Origin of the sequence: Streptomyces caniferus (assembly GCF_009811555.1) — a bacterium.
Classification (GTDB): Bacteria; Actinomycetota; Actinomycetes; order Streptomycetales; family Streptomycetaceae; genus Streptomyces; species Streptomyces caniferus.
In genome coordinates, this window is record NZ_BLIN01000002.1 from 282,198 (window position 1) to 297,710 (window position 15,513).

The 15,513-nt window shown below is 70.3% G+C and carries 13 protein-coding genes; 8 read left to right on the plus strand and 5 right to left on the minus strand.

The genetic code is table 11. From position 1 onward, the window contains the following. Positions 1-66: 66 nt before the first annotated feature. The 3 genes from gltX to Scani_RS03145 form a co-directional block, all read right to left on the minus strand. Positions 67-1,557, minus strand: coding sequence for a glutamate--tRNA ligase (gene gltX / locus Scani_RS03135; protein WP_159469779.1), 1,491 nt, complete (start codon positions 1,555-1,557; stop codon positions 67-69). After that, the gene (locus tag Scani_RS03140) at positions 1,550-2,323 is read right to left on the minus strand and encodes a fumarylacetoacetate hydrolase family protein (RefSeq protein ID WP_159469781.1); all 774 of its coding nucleotides are present in this window, start codon (positions 2,321-2,323) and stop codon (positions 1,550-1,552) included. Before Scani_RS03140 ends, gltX begins: the two co-directional genes overlap by 8 nt. 83 nt (positions 2,324-2,406) lie before the next feature. After that, entirely contained in the window at positions 2,407-2,598 is a 192-nt protein-coding gene (locus tag Scani_RS03145) for a hypothetical protein (RefSeq protein WP_159469782.1), read from the minus strand. A 589-nt stretch (positions 2,599-3,187) separates the two neighbouring features. On the opposite strand from Scani_RS03145, the gene Scani_RS03150 reads away from it, so the two are divergent. From Scani_RS03150 to Scani_RS03185, 8 genes are all read left to right on the plus strand, one after another. Beyond that, complete coding sequence (locus Scani_RS03150; protein WP_159469783.1) at positions 3,188-6,865, plus strand: sensor histidine kinase; 3,678 nt, start codon at positions 3,188-3,190, stop codon at positions 6,863-6,865. A 9-nt stretch (positions 6,866-6,874) separates the two neighbouring features. Further along, positions 6,875-7,288: a roadblock/LC7 domain-containing protein gene (locus Scani_RS03155; RefSeq protein ID WP_018087200.1), complete on the plus strand. Its 414-nt coding sequence runs from the start codon at positions 6,875-6,877 to the stop codon at positions 7,286-7,288. 103 nt (positions 7,289-7,391) lie between these two features. Then, on the plus strand, positions 7,392-7,802 hold the full coding sequence (locus tag Scani_RS03160) for a DUF742 domain-containing protein (protein WP_030087818.1): 411 nt from the start codon (positions 7,392-7,394) through the stop codon (positions 7,800-7,802). Beyond that, positions 7,783-8,376 carry a GTP-binding protein gene (locus Scani_RS03165; protein ID WP_159469785.1) on the plus strand — a complete coding sequence of 198 codons (594 nt, stop codon included), beginning with the start codon at positions 7,783-7,785 and terminating at the stop codon, positions 8,374-8,376. Before Scani_RS03160 ends, Scani_RS03165 begins: the two co-directional genes overlap by 20 nt. A 399-nt stretch (positions 8,377-8,775) precedes the next feature. Next, positions 8,776-11,862, plus strand: a complete 3,087-nt coding sequence (locus tag Scani_RS03170; protein ID WP_167538018.1) for a sensor histidine kinase — start codon at positions 8,776-8,778, stop codon at positions 11,860-11,862. Between the two features lie 10 nt (positions 11,863-11,872). Next, positions 11,873-12,286, plus strand: coding sequence for a roadblock/LC7 domain-containing protein (locus Scani_RS03175; RefSeq protein WP_018087204.1), 414 nt, complete (start codon positions 11,873-11,875; stop codon positions 12,284-12,286). An 84-nt stretch (positions 12,287-12,370) separates the two neighbouring features. Then, a complete protein-coding gene (locus Scani_RS03180; protein WP_159469789.1) occupies positions 12,371-12,985 on the plus strand; it encodes a DUF742 domain-containing protein in 615 nt (204 codons plus the stop codon). Continuing rightward, a complete protein-coding gene (locus Scani_RS03185) occupies positions 12,966-13,544 on the plus strand; it encodes a GTP-binding protein (protein ID WP_159469791.1) in 579 nt (192 codons plus the stop codon). The genes Scani_RS03180 and Scani_RS03185 overlap by 20 nt, the downstream gene beginning before the upstream one ends. 148 nt (positions 13,545-13,692) lie before the next feature. Here the strand turns inward: Scani_RS03185 and Scani_RS03190 are convergent, their stop codons facing one another. Beyond that, complete coding sequence (locus tag Scani_RS03190) at positions 13,693-14,349, minus strand: DUF4360 domain-containing protein (RefSeq protein WP_159469792.1); 657 nt, start codon at positions 14,347-14,349, stop codon at positions 13,693-13,695. 945 nt (positions 14,350-15,294) lie between these two features. Next, positions 15,295-15,501: an acyl-CoA carboxylase epsilon subunit gene (locus Scani_RS03195; RefSeq protein ID WP_159469794.1), complete on the minus strand. Its 207-nt coding sequence runs from the start codon at positions 15,499-15,501 to the stop codon at positions 15,295-15,297. Positions 15,502-15,513 lie beyond the last annotated feature (12 nt).

Sequence of the window (15,513 nt, forward strand, 5' to 3'; positions counted from 1 at the left end):
ATGCCCCGGACAGCCCACGGGCCCGGAAGCCGTGCGGCGTCCGGGCCCGTGGGCACTGCTGCGGGGTCAGCCGGCCAGCTTGGCCAGGGCCGCGTCGATGCGCTGGAGGGTGCGCTCCTTGCCGAGGATCTCCAGGGACTCGAAGAGGGGCAGGCCGACCGTGCGGCCGGTGACCGCCACCCGGACGGGGGCCTGTGCCTTGCCGAGCTTGAGGCCGTGCTCCTCGCCGGCGGCCAGGACGGCCTCCTTGAGGGGCTCGGGGCCGGCCGCCCAGTCGGCGGCGTCGAGCGTGGCGCGGGCCGTGGTGAGCAGCGCGACCGGGTCGCCCTTCATCGCCTTCGTCCAGGACGCCTCGTCCTCGACCGGCTCCTTGCGGAAGAGGAAGTCGACATTGGCGGTGATGTCGGAGAGGACGGTGAGGCGGGTCTGGGCGTGCGGGGCGATGGCCTGCCAGGCCGCCTCGTCGAAGTCCTCGGGGGCCCAGTTGGCGTGCGGGGCCTTCAGCCAGGGCTCGCAGGCCGTGATGAAGTCCTTCACGTCCAGCCGGCGGATGTGGTCGGCGTTGATCGCCTCGGCCTTCTTCAGGTCGAAGCGGGCCGGGTTGGCGTTGACGTCCGCGATGTCGAACTTCTCGATCAGCTCGGGGACGGAGAAGAGGTCCTGGTCCGCCGAGAAGGACCAGCCGAGCAGCGCAAGGTAGTTGAGCAGGCCCTCGGGGAGGAAGCCGCGCTCGCGGTAGAGGTTGAGGTTCGCCTGCGGGTCACGCTTGGAGAGCTTCTTGTTGCCCTCGCCCATGACGTAGGGCAGATGGCCGAAGGCAGGGATGTCCTTGGCGATGCCCAGCTCGATCAGCGCCTTGTACAGGGCGATCTGGCGGGGGGTGGAGGAGAGCAGGTCCTCGCCGCGCAGGACGTGGGTGATCTCCATCAGGGCGTCGTCGACGGGGTTGACGAGGGTGTAGAGGGGCGCGCCGTTGGCACGGACGATGCCGTAGTCCGGGACGTTCTCCGGGGTGAAGGTCAGCTCGCCGCGCACCAGGTCCTGGAAGGTGATCGGCTCGTCGGGCATCCGGAAGCGGACGATGGAGGTGCGGCCCTCCGCCTCGTACGCGGCCTTCTGCTCGTCGGTGAGCGTGCGGCACGTGCCGTCGTAACCGGAGGGGCGGCCGGCGGCGCGGGCGGCGTCGCGGCGGGTGTCCAGCTCTTCGGTGGTGCAGTAGCAGTGGTACGCGTGGCCGGCGGCGAGGAGCTTGTCGGCGATGTCCTTGTAGAGGTCCATGCGCTGCGACTGGCGGTACGGCGCGTGCGGGCCGCCGACCTCGGGGCCCTCGTCCCAGTCGAAGCCGAGCCAGTGGAACGAGTCCAGCAGCTGGTTGTAGGACTCTTCGGAGTCGCGGGCCGCGTCGGTGTCCTCGATCCGGAAGACCAGGGTCCCCTTGTTGTGCCGTGCGTAGGCCCAGTTGAACAGGGCGGTACGGATCAGGCCGACATGGGGGTTACCGGTCGGGGAGGGACAGAAACGGACGCGGACGGGGGTGCCGGGGGTCGCGTTAGCCACGCTTGATCACCTTGTTGGTGAGAGTGCCGATGCCTTCGATGGTGACGGCGACCTCGTCGCCGACGTTGAGGGGGCCGACCCCGGCCGGGGTGCCCGTCAGGATGACGTCGCCCGGGAGCAGGGTCATCGCCTCGGTGATGTGGACGATCAGGTCCTCCACCGGGCGGACCATGTCGCTGGTGCGGCCGAGCTGGCGCTGTTCGCCGTTGACCGTGCACTGGACGGCGAGGCCCGCGGCGATGTCCTCGGGGGTGAGCCCGGTCTCGACCCAGGGGCCGAGCGGGCAGGAGCTGTCGAAGCCCTTGGCCCTGGCCCACTGCTTCTCGCGCTGCTGCACATCGCGCGCGGTGACGTCGTTGGCGCAGGTGTAGCCGAGGATGACGTCCTTGGCGCGCTCGCGGGGCACCTCCCGGCACATACGGCCGATGACGACGGCGAGCTCCGCCTCGTGGTGCACCTCCTGGGAGAAGGAGGGGTACGCGATGGGGTCGCCGGGGCCGGTCACCGAGGTGGACGGCTTGAAGAAGGTGACCGGCACGTCCGGGACGTCGTTGCCCAGCTCGGCGGCGTGATCGGCGTAGTTGCGGCCGATCGCCACGATCTTGTTGGGCAGGACCGGCGGCAGCAGCCGGACCTTGTCGAGGGGGACCTTCTGGCCCGAGCGCTCGAATTCTGCGAAGGGATGCCCCTTGATGACGTCGAGTTCGTCGCCTTCGAGGACGCCGAAGCCGACGTTGCCGTCGATGGAGAATCTGGCGATGCGCACGGGTTGCCGCTGCCCCTCAATTGATCACTGGCCGGAGTTGACACTCCAGGCTATCGCGGGGCCGCTGCCGATCCGGTGACGTCCTACGCCGGGACGCCCTGCTCGGGAGCGTCCATCAGGACGGTGCGGCGGGGATTGGCGGTCTGGGCCGGCAGGTCGACGGTGTGCTCCAGGGTCTCGGGCGCCGCGGTGGTGAACTCGTCCGCGTCCTTGAGGTGGGCCAGGGTGGTGCGCCGCGGGTTGGCTATGTTGCGGAACATCGTCGTCGTCTTCACTGCTGCATGCCTCGCGTCATCAAAGGTCGGGAAGTGCCTGGGGAAAGTTGCCTTGTCACATCCGGCAACGGTGTAAAGCGTCAGGCTATGCACGCTATTCCCTGCGAAGTGCGGGGGAACTCAACGATCTTCCTGTGAGTTTGCTCACGAACTGTGTGACAAATGCCGCATTTCCCATGATCAACATCCCTGGGCGAAACGGACAATGGCGGATTGAACTGCACGTTCCGCTCCCGATCACCGCACCTGGGACAGCCACCATGAGCGAGCGACTCGCGGGCAAAAGTCCGTTATCGACAGGGGAACTTTCTACAAGTCGTGACGTGCTCCGTACATTGCGTCACCCAAGTCACAGTGACCGGCTCCGCTCTTGTTGGAGAACCTGCACTGTGCTGGAATTCCACGGACCGCCGCACGTTTCAGCCGGCGCGCAGGGCGCAACGTAGCGCCGCGCGGTGGTGCCGCTCTCTCGGCCAGAGAGGACAGCCCGCCGGTCACTCACGACCGCCATGGGGGGCTCAGCGGTCCCCCATACGACTCGACACCGTCCCGCCGAGGTGGGACGCCTGGTCCAGAGGTTGCGACGCTAGTGCAGGGACGTTTCAAGAGGGATGGCAGCGCTGCGGCGGACCCGGAGCTGCGCGGCGGGACAGACCGCGCCTCCTCGCCCCAGCGCGCCCAGAGCAACGGTTCCGCCGGGGGCACTCTGCCCGTCGACGGAGGCGGCCAGGCGCCGGGCAATGACGCCGCGGACAGTAAGCCCAAGGCGCCGAAGGGCTCCAGCGGCCCCGGTTCGCGAATAGCGCTGCGCAACTGGCGCATCAGCACCCGCCTGGTCTCCCTGCTCGCGCTGCCTGTGGTCGCCGCGACCACGCTGGGCGGTATGCGCATCGGCACGTCGATGGAGAACATCGACCAGCTCGACAAGATGCAGCTGCTCACCGAGATGACCCGGCAGGCGACCGAGCTCGCCGACGCGTTGCAGGTGGAGCGGGACAAGTCGGCCGGTCCGCTGGCCGGCAGCGGCAACACCAAGGACGACGCGAACGTCATCGCGCCCCGTGAGGCCACCGACCGCGCCAAGCTGTCGTTCAACCAGGCCACCGGTGACATCCAGGGCCAGGACGCCACCATGGCCGGTGTCCGCGCGACCGTCCTGGAGATCGGCCGCCAGCTCAACACCCTCAACGAGATCCGCGGCAACGCCTACAAGGACGGCGACAACAGCGCGCGGACCGTCACCAGCTACAACCAGCTGATCAACTCGCTGCTGTCGCTGTCCCAGGACATGGCGCAGGCGACCAGCAACCCGGAGATGATCCGCAGTACCCGTGCGCTGGCGGCGTTCTCGTCGGCCAAGGAGTACGCGTCGATCCAGCGCGCCCTGGTCAGCGCCGGCCTCGCCCACAAGGGCGGCCCCCAGCTCTCCTCCAACGACCGGCTGGCCGGCCGTAACGCCGAGGACAGCGAGAAGGCGGCCCGCGACCGCTTCTCGCAGATCTACACCAACAACGCCGGCGCGCTCACCCGCGGTCTGGACGGCAACAACGACGAGATCAAGGCCGCGGTCGCCTTCGCGCACCGCGCCTTCGCCAGCGGTTCCGGCATCCGCAGCCAGGACTACCGCTACCTCGACTGGTACGACTCCGACACCGTCAAGATCGACGAGATGTCGCGGATCGAGACCACGCTGCTCTCCGAGATGGAGCAGAAGTCCCGCGAGCTGCGCAACGAGGCCACCCAGTCCGCGATCATCAGCGGTGCGCTGATCCTGCTCGTCCTCGGCGTCTCGCTGGTCGGCGCGTTCGTCGTGGCCCGCTCCATGGTCCGCTCGCTGCGCCGGCTGCAGGACACCGCGCAGAAGGTCGCCCAGGACCGGCTGCCCGAACTCGTCAAGCAGCTCTCCGAGTCCGACCCGCAGGACGTGGACACCTCCGTCCAGTCGGTCGGTGTGCACAGCCGGGACGAGATCGGCCGGGTGGCCGCGGCCTTCGACGACGTGCACCGCGAGGCGGTCCGCCTCGCCTCCGAGCAGGCGCTGCTGCGGGGCAACGTCAACGCGATGTTCACCAACCTCTCGCGCCGTTCGCAGGGCCTCATCCAGCGTCAGCTCTCGCTCATCTCCGAACTGGAGTCCCGCGAGGCCGACCCGGACCAGCTCTCCTCGCTCTTCAAGCTCGACCACCTCGCCACCCGTATGCGCCGTAACGGCGAGAACCTCCTGGTCCTCGCCGGTGAGGAGCCGGGACGCCGGTGGACGCGGCCGGTGCCGCTGGTCGACGTCCTGCGTGCCGCCGCCTCCGAGGTGGAGCAGTACGAGCGGATCGAGCTCAACGCCGTTCCGCAGACCGAGGTCGCGGGCCGGGTCGTCAACGACCTCGTGCACCTGCTCGCCGAGCTGCTGGAGAACGCCACCTCGTTCTCCTCCCCGCAGACCAAGGTCAAGGTCACCGGTCACGCGCTGCCCGACGGCCGGGTGCTGGTCGAGATCCACGACACCGGTATCGGCCTGTCCCCCGAGGACCTCTCGGCGATCAACGAGCGGCTGGCCAGCCCGCCGACCGTGGACGTCTCGGTGTCCCGGCGCATGGGTCTGTTCGTGGTCGGCCGCCTGTCGCTGCGACACGGCATCCGTATCCAGCTGCGGCCCTCCGACTCCGGCGGCACCACCGCGCTGGTCATGCTGCCGGTCGACCTCGCCCAGGGCGGCAAGAAGCCGGCGCCGAGCAACGCCAAGGGCGGTTCCGGCGAGGTCGGCGGCCAGCCCTCCAGCAGGCTCGCGGGGCTGCAGCCGCGCGGCCAGGTCGGTTCGGGCCCCTCGGCCGGCGGGCGCCCCGCGCTGCCCGGCCGCGGCGGCCCCGGCGGCGGTGCGCCGAACGCCTTCGGTGCCGCGGCACCGACCGGTCGTACGGCACCTCCCGGCGCGGGTGCGCCCGGCGCCCCGGCACGCGGCGGGGAGGCCCGCCCGGCCGCCGGCCGCCCCGGTGCCTCGCGTCCCTCGCTGCCCACCCGCGGCGCGGACAGCGGTCCGGCGCCCACCGTGGCACCGCCCACCGGCGCACCGCGCCGCGAGGAGCGCCCGCAGCTGCCGGCGCGGGGCCCCGCGGCCGAGCTGCCGGGCCGTTCGCCCGCCGACGGCCAGGGTGGCCGGGGCGGTCAGGACACTCAGCAGCCGGGCGGTACGAGCTGGGGTGCCCGCCGTGAGCGCGGCGCCTCCGACGACTGGCCGCTGGCGCCCCGCGAGGCGCAGGACCAGCCGCGTGGCCACGAGGAGCCGGAGAGCACCGGCAGCTTCGAGCGGCCCGCGCCGAGCGGCGGCCCCGGTGACACCGCGGCGTTCGCCCGTCCCGACTTCAACGGTCCGCCGCCCGCCGCGGACGGCTCCCAGGGCGGGCGCGGCCCGCAGGGCGCGCGTCCGGCCGGCCGGGGTGCGGGCGACGGGCCCGCTGACACCGGGCAGTTCGCCCTGCCGAGCAGCGACACGGGCCAGTACGAGACGAACCGGTACGACACCGGCCAGTACGAGACGGGCCAGTTCCCGCAGCCGGACAGCGACACCGGGCAGTACGAGCGCCCGGCCGCCGACACCGGCCAGTACCAGCGGTCCGACAGCGACACCGGCCAGTACCAGCGGCCGGACGCCGACCGTGGTGCGTACGCCGAGGAGTCGCAGGGCACCGGGCAGTTCCCGGTGCAGCAGCCGCAGGAGAGCGGTGCGCCGTCCGCCGATGTGCTCGGCGGCGCGGACGCCGGTCCCGGTGACGGCCGTACGCCGATCTTCGACACCATCGAGTCCAACTGGTTCAACACCCCCGCGGCCGCCGCTGCCGGGGTGGCGCCCCAGAATGCCCCCGAGCCCGAGTCCTCGCGGCTGCCGCGCCGTGGGTCCGCCCAGGGCGGGGCGCGCGACGGCGCCCGCGGCGAGGCACCGGTCAACGGTGCCCGCAACGCGGCGCCCGCCGAGGCCTCGCAGTGGCGCAGCTCGCCGAACGACGAGACCTGGCGGCAGGCGGAGCAGATCCGCCAGCCCGCCGCGGGCGGGATCACCACCTCGGGGCTGCCCCGCCGGGTCCCGCGCGCGAACCTCGTCGCGGGCACCGCGCAGCAGCAGTCCACCCAGAGCGGTCCGCAGGTCTCGCGTGCGCCCGGCGATGTGCGGGGGCGGCTGACCAATCTCCGTCGGGGTATCCAGCAAGGCCGTCAGGCCGGGACGTCGTCCACCGGCAATCACGGCATTGTCGATCCCACACACCAGCAGGAGCGTTAGTTGAGTCCGATGAGCCAGGCGGCGCAGAATCTGAACTGGTTGATCACCAACTTCGTGGACAACACCCCAGGGGTGTCGCACACGGTGGTGGTCTCCGCGGACGGACTGCTCCTCGCCATGTCCGAGGGCTTCCCCCGCGACCGTGCCGACCAGTTGGCGGCGGTGGCCTCCGGCCTGACCTCGCTGACCTCCGGCGCGTCCCGCATCTTCGAGGGCGGGACGGTCAACCAGACCGTTGTGGAGATGGAGCGAGGCTTCCTCTTCATCATGTCCGTCTCGGACGGATCGTCACTGGCCGTACTGGCGCACCCCGAGTGCGACATCGGCCTGGTCGGCTACGAAATGGCGCTGCTGGTCGATCGCGCAGGCACGGTCCTGACGCCCGATCTGCGCGCCGAACTGCAGGGCAGCCTGCTGCACTGAGGCGGCGTCCGCAGCGCCCCACGGTTCAGCAACCCACCATCCATGTGCCGCACCCCCCACCGGCCCCACCCGACGACAGTCAGTTGTCCCGCCCGGAGGACCCATGACCCCGCCACCTGCCACTTCCGGCCCGTACGGCGCCTACAGCCAAGCGCCGTACGGGAGCGAAGGTGACCAGCCGCTGGTGCGCCCGTACGCCATGACCGGAGGCCGGACCAGGCCGCGCTACCAGCTCGCCATAGAGGCGCTGGTCAGCACGACCGCCGACCCCTCTCAGCTGCCCGGGCTGCTGCCCGAGCACCAGCGGATCTGCCACCTGTGCCGTGAGGTGAAGTCGGTCGCCGAGGTCTCCGCGCTGTTGCACATCCCGCTGGGTGTGGCACGCATTCTGGTCGCGGACCTGGCAGAGGCCGGGATGGTGGCGATCCACCAGCCCGGTGGCAGCGGTGAGGCCGGCGGCACGCCGGACGTGACCTTGCTCGAGAGGGTGCTCAGTGGACTTCGCAAGCTCTGACAGCAGCTCCGACGGGAACAGCACCCGCGCCACGACCTCCGCCAAGATCGTGGTGGCGGGGGGCTTCGGCGTGGGCAAGACCACGTTCGTCGGGGCCGTCTCAGAGATCAATCCGCTGCGTACGGAGGCCGTGATGACCTCCGCCTCGGCGGGGATCGACGACCTCAGCCACGTCCAGGACAAGACCACGACGACCGTGGCGATGGACTTCGGCCGGATCACGCTGGACCAGGACCTGATCCTGTACCTCTTCGGTACGCCCGGTCAGGACCGCTTCTGGTTCATGTGGGACGACCTGGTCCGTGGCGCCATCGGCGCCGTGGTCCTGGTCGACACCCGCCGTCTCGCCGACTGCTTCGCCGCCGTCGACTACTTCGAGAACAGCGGGCTGCCGTTCGTCGTCGCCCTCAACGGCTTCGAGGGCCACCAGCCCTACACGCCGGACGAGGTGCGCGAGGCGCTGCAGATCGGCCCGGGGGCCCCGATCATCACGACCGACGCCCGCCACCGCAGCGAGGCCAAGAGCGCGCTCATCACGCTCGTGGAGCACGCTTTGATGGCCCGGCTGAAGTAAGGCGCGGACGGCCCGCCCGGCGTCCGGAGCGGGCCGTACAGCGCATGTCACCGGTGGGGCCGCGCAGCCTGCCCCGGCCGGGTTCCCGGCATCCGTGAGTGGATCTGTGTCCTTCGACACGCCCACAAATTTGCTTCATAACGTTTCGACAGTGAATCAGCGGGCTTTCGACACCCCGCGCGCATGCCCGGCTTCGCTGCGCTCACAATTCTCCTGCATTTTGGCGTCGCTCGCCCTTAACGCCCCTTTTATCTCAAGCCCTTTCGGCCCCGCTCCAGCTTTCCCCAGTGTTTGGAACGCACCGCCCTGACGTGCTGAAATTCGCTGAACTCCGGAGTAGGAACGCCCAGAAGAAACGGCACAGCAAATCAGTGCCGGCGCCGAGAGGTTGTTGGTCGAGTGAGGCGAAGCAAGGCGAGCCCCGAGCCGCAGGAATCGCGGCGGGGCAACTTCACCCCGCCACCCAGAGGTGGCCTACCGGCTTCCGACGCGCCCGAAAGTACGGTCGCGAAGCCTCCGGTCAGTGGTGGTAAGTACTCCCCGCGCAACTGGCGCGTGGCGACCCGCCTGAACGCCATTCTGCTGATCCCCGTGATGGTCGCCCTGGTCTTCGGCGGTCTGCGGGTGGACAGCTCGTTCGGCACCTGGCAGGAAGCACAGGACGCGGAGAACACCGCGAAGCTGGTGCGCGCCGCGCTCTCCTACAGCACCGCGCTGATCGACGAGCGCGACCGCACCGCGGCGCCGCTGCTGAAGGGCAAGAAGGACGACCCGGTCGTCCAGCAGGCGCGGGACACCACCGACGCCGCCGCCGACACGTTCCACCAGGCCGCCAAGGCCGTTCCGGACAAGCCGGGCCTCAACCGCCGTCTCGCCGCGTTCGAGAAGGTCGAGCCCAAGCTCCAGAAGCTGCGCCAGGCCGCCTACACCTCCCGGCTGCACGGCGTGCAGACCGAAGAGGGCTATGTCGAGGTCCAGCACCCGCTGATGGAGTTCGCCAACGAACTCGGCCTGGGCACCGGCAACATCACCTCCTACGGCCGTACGGTCTACGCCATCGCGCTGGCCAAGGCCGCCGAGTCGCTCGAGCGCTCCATCGGCACCCACCTCCTGGTGGACCCGGCGACCCCGCAGGGCGGCAAGGAGCACAAGCTCCAGCTGACCGCCTTCGCGTCGTACCGCTACCTGGAGGGCATCGCCATCGGCGAGTACACCTCCGGCGGTACGCCCGAGGACGTCGAGCGGCTGACCAGGGACGCCGGGGCGCTCAAGCAGGCCGCGCAGCAGAAGGTCGCACGGGCAAAGGCGCAGGCGCAGGCCGCAGGCCGGCCGTTCCGCACCCCGCCGTCGATCGACCAGATGTCCACGCTGATGGCCACCGGCGCGGCGCCGGAGACGCTCGGCGTCCGCGGCATCACCTCCGACAGCTACTTCGCGGCTGCGACCGGCAAGTTCGACATGTACCGGTCCATCGAGAAGGACCTGGCGGACAAGGCCGTGAACGAGGCGGCCCAGATCTCCGAGGACGCCCGGCAGTCCACCTTCGTCGACTCCGGCATCGTGCTGGCCGCGCTGATCATCGCGTTCATCGTGGCCGGTCTCATGGCCCGCCGGATGAGCCGCAACATGCGCCAGCTGCGCACCGCCGCCTTCGGCATCGCCGAGCAGCGGCTGCCGATGCTGGTCGACCAGCTCTCGCGGACCGACCCGGGCCGGGTCGACACCCGGGTGCAGCCCATCCCGATCTCCACCACCGACGAGATCGGCGAGGTCGCCCGCGCCTTCGACCAGGTGCACCGCGAGGCCGTCCGGCTCGCCGCCGAGCAGGCGCTGCTGCGGGGCAACGTCAACGCGATCTTCACCAACCTCTCCAGCCGCAACCAGGGTCTGATCGAGCGCCAGCTGGAGCTGATCACCGACCTCGAGAACAACGAGGCGGACCCGGACCAGCTGGAGAGCCTCTTCCGGCTCGACCACCTCGCCACCCGTATGCGGCGCAACGGCGAGAACCTCCTCATCCTCGCGGGCGAGGAGCCCGGCCGCCGCTGGAACCAGCCGGTGCCGCTGGTCGACGTCCTGCGGGCGGCGACCTCCGAGGTCGAGTCCTACGAGCGAATAGAACTCACCGGCGTCCCCGAGAGCGAGATCCACGGCACCGCCGTGACCGACCTCGTGCACCTGCTGTCCGAGCTGCTGGAGAACGCCACCACGTTCTCCTCCCCGCAGACGAAGGTGCGGGTCGCCGCGACCCGGCTGCCCGACGGCCGGGTGATGATCGAGATCCACGACAAGGGCATCGGGCTCACCCCCGAGGACTTCGCGGACATCAACCACAAGCTGGCCAACCCGCCGAGCGTGGATGCCGCGATCTCCCAGCGCATGGGCCTGTTCGTGGTCGGCCGGCTGGCCGACCGGCACGGGATCCGGGTGCAGCTGCGCCCCTCCGGCGAGCAGGCGGGCACCACGTCCCTGGTCATGCTGCCCGAGGCGATCACCCACGGTGGTGGCGGCGAGGAGCAGTACGAGGACGACTTCACGGTCTCCCGGATCGTTCCGGAGCATCAGCAGGCCTCGTTCGAGCCCCATCAGCGCACCGCCGCCGAGCTGGGCTTCGACGACAGCCACTACGGCCGCACGGACGGCGCGGACCTGGACATGATGGGCCGCTCGCTGCTCCGCGAGGAGCGCCGGGCAGCCCTGGAGGCCCAGACGGGCGGTGACCAGGCCGCCGAGTACCAGGGCGGTGAGCGTCCGCTCTTCCGTGACGAGGTATCGTCCGGCGGTGCCTACCAGGACTACCCGTCCCAGGCATATGCGGAAGCCGATCAACCGCTCTACGACGACCGGTCGCACGGCAACCAGGCATTCGGCGACCCGAGCTTCGCGGAGACCACGGGCCAGCAGCCTTTCCCCTCCCACGAAGCGGCACAGGCGGACGAATGGCCCGAACGTCCCGCATTCGAGGGCTACTTCGGGACCGAAGCGGAATCCGACCGGAATACAACTGCCGCTCCCGCTGACGCCCCCGAGCGCGTACCATTCGAGCGTCCGGGCCCCACACCGAGCGACGCCCCCTCGCTGACGGACGCCGGCCTTCCGCGCCGCGGAGGCCGCGACCAGCAGGCACCGCAGGTGCAGCAGCAGCGGAGCACGCCGGAGACCGGCCAGGACGGCTCCGACTGGCGCAGCTCCAACGATGATCGCTGGGAGAGGGCGGAGCAGCTTCGCGAGCCGAAGGCGGGCGGAGTCACCTCCTCCGGTCTCCCCCGGCGGGTGCCCAAGGCCAACCTGGTCGAAGGTGCCGCGGAGCAGACGCCGCAGGGCGGCCCCCAGGTCTCCCGCGCCCCGGAGGACGTCCGCGGCAGGCTGAGTAACCTGCGCCGCGGTGTCCAGCAGGGACGCAACGTCGGCACGGACCCCTCCGGGGTCCCCCAGAATGACCAACAGGGCTACGGCCCCGGCAGCACCTACGATCAGGAGCGTTAGTGTGAGCCCGATGAGCCAGGCGGCGCAGAATCTGAACTGGTTGATCACCAACTTCGTGGACAACACCCCCGGGGTGTCCCACACGGTCGTGGTCTCCGCGGACGGGCTGCTCCTTGCCATGTCCGAGGGCTTCCCTCGTGACAGAGCCGATCAGTTGGCGGCGGTGGCCTCCGGCCTCACCTCGCTGACCTCCGGCGCTTCCCGCATCTTCGAAGGCGGGAGCGTCAACCAGACCGTGGTGGAGATGGAGCGCGGCTTCCTCTTCATCATGTCCGTCTCGGACGGATCGTCGCTGGCCGTGCTCGCACACCCCGAGTGCGACATCGGCCTGGTCGGCTACGAGATGGCCCTGCTGGTCGACCGCGCGGGCACGGTGCTGACGCCGGATCTGCGCGCCGAACTGCAGGGCAGCCTTCTCAACTAAAAGACAGGCAGTGCGTTTCCCGCCACCGCGCCTTATGGTTCGGTGGCGCGACCGGCGTCAGACAGGCAAGTTGGAGGAGGAGACGTGGCAACGCCCCCGAGCGGATACCCGTATGGTTCCGGGCAGGAGTCCGGGCCTGTGGGCGAGACCCATCACAACCGCTTCAACTTCCCGTCTGCGCCGAGCCAGCGGCAGCCGCGGCCCCAACCGCAGCAGCCGCAGCGCCCCCAGCAGCAGCCCCGGCCGTACGACTCCCAGCCGTACGAGCCGTCGGTGTACGACCAGCCGCAGGCACCGCGCATCCAGCCGGTGCAGCCGCAGCGGCGCGCTCCCGAGCCCGCCCCCACGGGCGGCGCGAACAACCCGCTCGTGCGCCCGTACGCCATGACCGGAGGCCGGACCAGGCCGCGCTACCAGCTCGCCATCGAGGCACTGGTCAGCACGACCGCCGACCCCGCGAAGATGCAGGGCCAGCTGCCGGAGCACCAGCGCATCTGCCACCTCTGCCGCGAGATCAAGTCAGTTGCCGAGATCTCCGCGCTTCTCTCCATCCCCCTCGGCGTCGCCCGGATCCTCGTCGCCGACCTGGCGGAGGCCGGACTCGTCGCCATCCATCAGCCCGGCGGGGACGAGACCGCCGGCGGACAGCCAGATGTGACACTGCTCGAAAGGGTGCTCAGTGGACTTCGCAAGCTCTAGCGGTGCAGCCCGCTCCACCACCTCCGCGAAAATCGTGGTGGCGGGCGGCTTCGGCGTGGGCAAGACCACGTTCGTCGGGGCCGTCTCAGAGATCAATCCGCTGCGTACCGAAGCCGTGATGACTTCCGCCTCGGCGGGGATCGACGACCTCACGCACGCGCCGGACAAGACGACCACGACCGTGGCGATGGACTTCGGCCGGATCACGCTGGACCAGGACCTGATCCTGTACCTCTTCGGTACGCCCGGTCAGGACCGCTTCTGGTTCATGTGGGACGACCTGGTCCGTGGCGCCATCGGCGCCGTGGTGCTGGTCGACACCCGCCGTCTCGCCGACTGCTTCCCGGCGGTCGACTACTTCGAGAACAGCGGGCTGCCGTTCGTCATCGCTCTGAACGGCTTCGACGGCCACCAGCCCTACACGCCCGACGAGGTGCGCGAGGCGCTGCAGATCGGCCCGGACGCGCCGATCATCGTGACCGACGCCCGGCACCGCAGCGAGGCCAAGAGCGCGCTCATCACGCTCGTGGAGCACGCCCTGATGGCCCGGCTGCGCTAGGCGGCCGACGGGACGCGTCCGGGCTCCCCGTGCCCGCACGCTCCGTACGACGAAAGGCCCCCACACCTCATCGGTGCGGGGGCCTTCGTCGTGCCCGGCCCGGGGCCCGTACGCGGCGCTGTACGGGTCCCCGGGCCGGCGTCCGGGCTCACTTGCGTGCGGGGCACTCCTTCCACGCGAAGTGGTAGACGGTGTTGATGCTGCCGTCGGTGGAGTCCATGGCCATGTAGCTGGTGGCCTTCGGGTCCGCCGACTTGGCGTCCACCCTCATCTCGGTGTTGATGTTGAAATAGCGCTCCTCGCCACAGGGGGCGTACACCAGCGCGTCGACGTCGGTCTCGTCCGAGGTCTGCCAGTTGGAGTCGTAGGGACCGGTGAAGGTGTGGCTCTTACGGGCCGTCTGCTGCTGGCCCTGGAAGTAGTAGCCCGCCTGCTCCAGCCCCCTGGCCCCCCGGGCCAGGGACGCGTAGCCGCGGTAGTCGGCCCGGGCGATCGCGTAGGTGAAGCCCTGCGGGACGTGCACATTGAGCGCTATCTGGCAGTTCTTGCGGGAGTCGGTCGGCTTGCTGCCGGCGCCCGCCTGGGCGAGGTACTCGCTGTACGTGACGGTGAAGGCGGTGTTGTCGGGGGCGATGGCCACGGCGGCGCTGCCGGGTCTGCAGCCCGATCCGTTGACCGTGGCGACGGTAATGGTGATCTTGCCGCTCGGCGGGTCGTCGCCGAACCGTGTGGCGGTGGTGGGGGATGCCGATCCGGCGAGGAGCAACGATGCCACTGCGGCACCAGCACTGAGCGTGCTGAGCATGGGCTTTCCTTCCGGTCGTCCTAGGCCCGCGCTGCGGGAACACCAGGAGTGGGATGACGAGCGCATGCCAGCACGGGGACGGCGCCTTGCACAGCTCTGCTCCCCAGGATTGGGGCGAACCTACGCCTTGATCCGGACGCTACCTACCAAACCGGAACACCGCGTCCGAAAAGCGATGAGGGGTCATATCGGGGTGTCTGGTGGGTTGTTGGGCGGTATAGCCCTCATGTGGCTGCCCGCCGGGGCGGCACGGCTATGGGTTGCCGGGCCCGGGTCGGTGCGGGTTGCCGGTGGCTGGGGCCGGTTCGCCTGCGGCGGGTGGGTGGTGGGTCGGAGGGGATGTCCGGTACCCCGTCCTCGGCGCGGGCGCATCTGGTGCGTGGGAAAGATCGGCCCCGCGTTCGCTCCGGTCCTGCGGGCGGGGCACCGGACATCCCCTCCGACCACCGCGCGTCGGCGCCCGTCCCGCCGTACGGATCACCGTTACAGCCCTGGACGCCAGCCCCTTGGCAGGAAGCTGGTCGGGCGCACCCTACTGCTGCCCTGCAGTCGTCATCCGGCCGCGCTCACTCCGGGCGAGGGTTGTCCGAGCCGACGCATGTGATCGGTGAGGGACGGTGCCACCGTGCTGCAGTCGGCAACGGGCGTAGGCCGGAGGGGATGTACCGGAGCCCGCCCGCAGGACCGGAGCGAACGCCGGGTCGGTCTATGCCACGTACCAGATGCGCCCGCGCCGAGGGCGGGTTCCGGTGCGTCCCCTTCGGCCCCCGGGGCACTCACGTACCCCGCAAAGGCCCAGCCCCCACCGTCAAGCAGCTGCACTGAGACAGGAGCGACGGCGCCCCAAAGGGGCGCGGGGAACTGCGCGCCCAGCCACAACGCACCCGCAGACAAAAAGGGACCCCGCACCACGCGGGGCCCCTCGTCGGCAACGTCAGCGAAGCGTCACCGCTGCCAGCTGGTCGCCCCGTGGAAGCCGCTCTGCCGCTCCAGGCGGCGCCAGCGGGCGGCGGTGGCGTGCGGACGCGCCGGGGCGGCGGCCGGCCGGTGCGCGGCGCGGGCCAGCAGAACGGCGGTCAGGGCGGCCAGCTCTTCCTCGCTGGCCTGACCCTTCTCCACGCGGATGGAGTCGGTGCGGTGGGCAGTGTTCACGGTGTGGGTCTC

Coding starts and splice junctions, on each gene's coding strand:
- Scani_RS03155 (WP_018087200.1), top strand. CDS start 6,875: ATGAGCCAGGCGGCGCAGAATCTGAACTGGTTGATCACCAACTTCGTG.
- Scani_RS03160 (WP_030087818.1), top strand. CDS start 7,392: ATGACCCCGCCACCTGCCACTTCCGGCCCGTACGGCGCCTACAGCCAA.
- Scani_RS03190 (WP_159469792.1), bottom strand. CDS start 14,349: ATGCTCAGCACGCTCAGTGCTGGTGCCGCAGTGGCATCGTTGCTCCTC.
- Scani_RS03175 (WP_018087204.1), top strand. CDS start 11,873: ATGAGCCAGGCGGCGCAGAATCTGAACTGGTTGATCACCAACTTCGTG.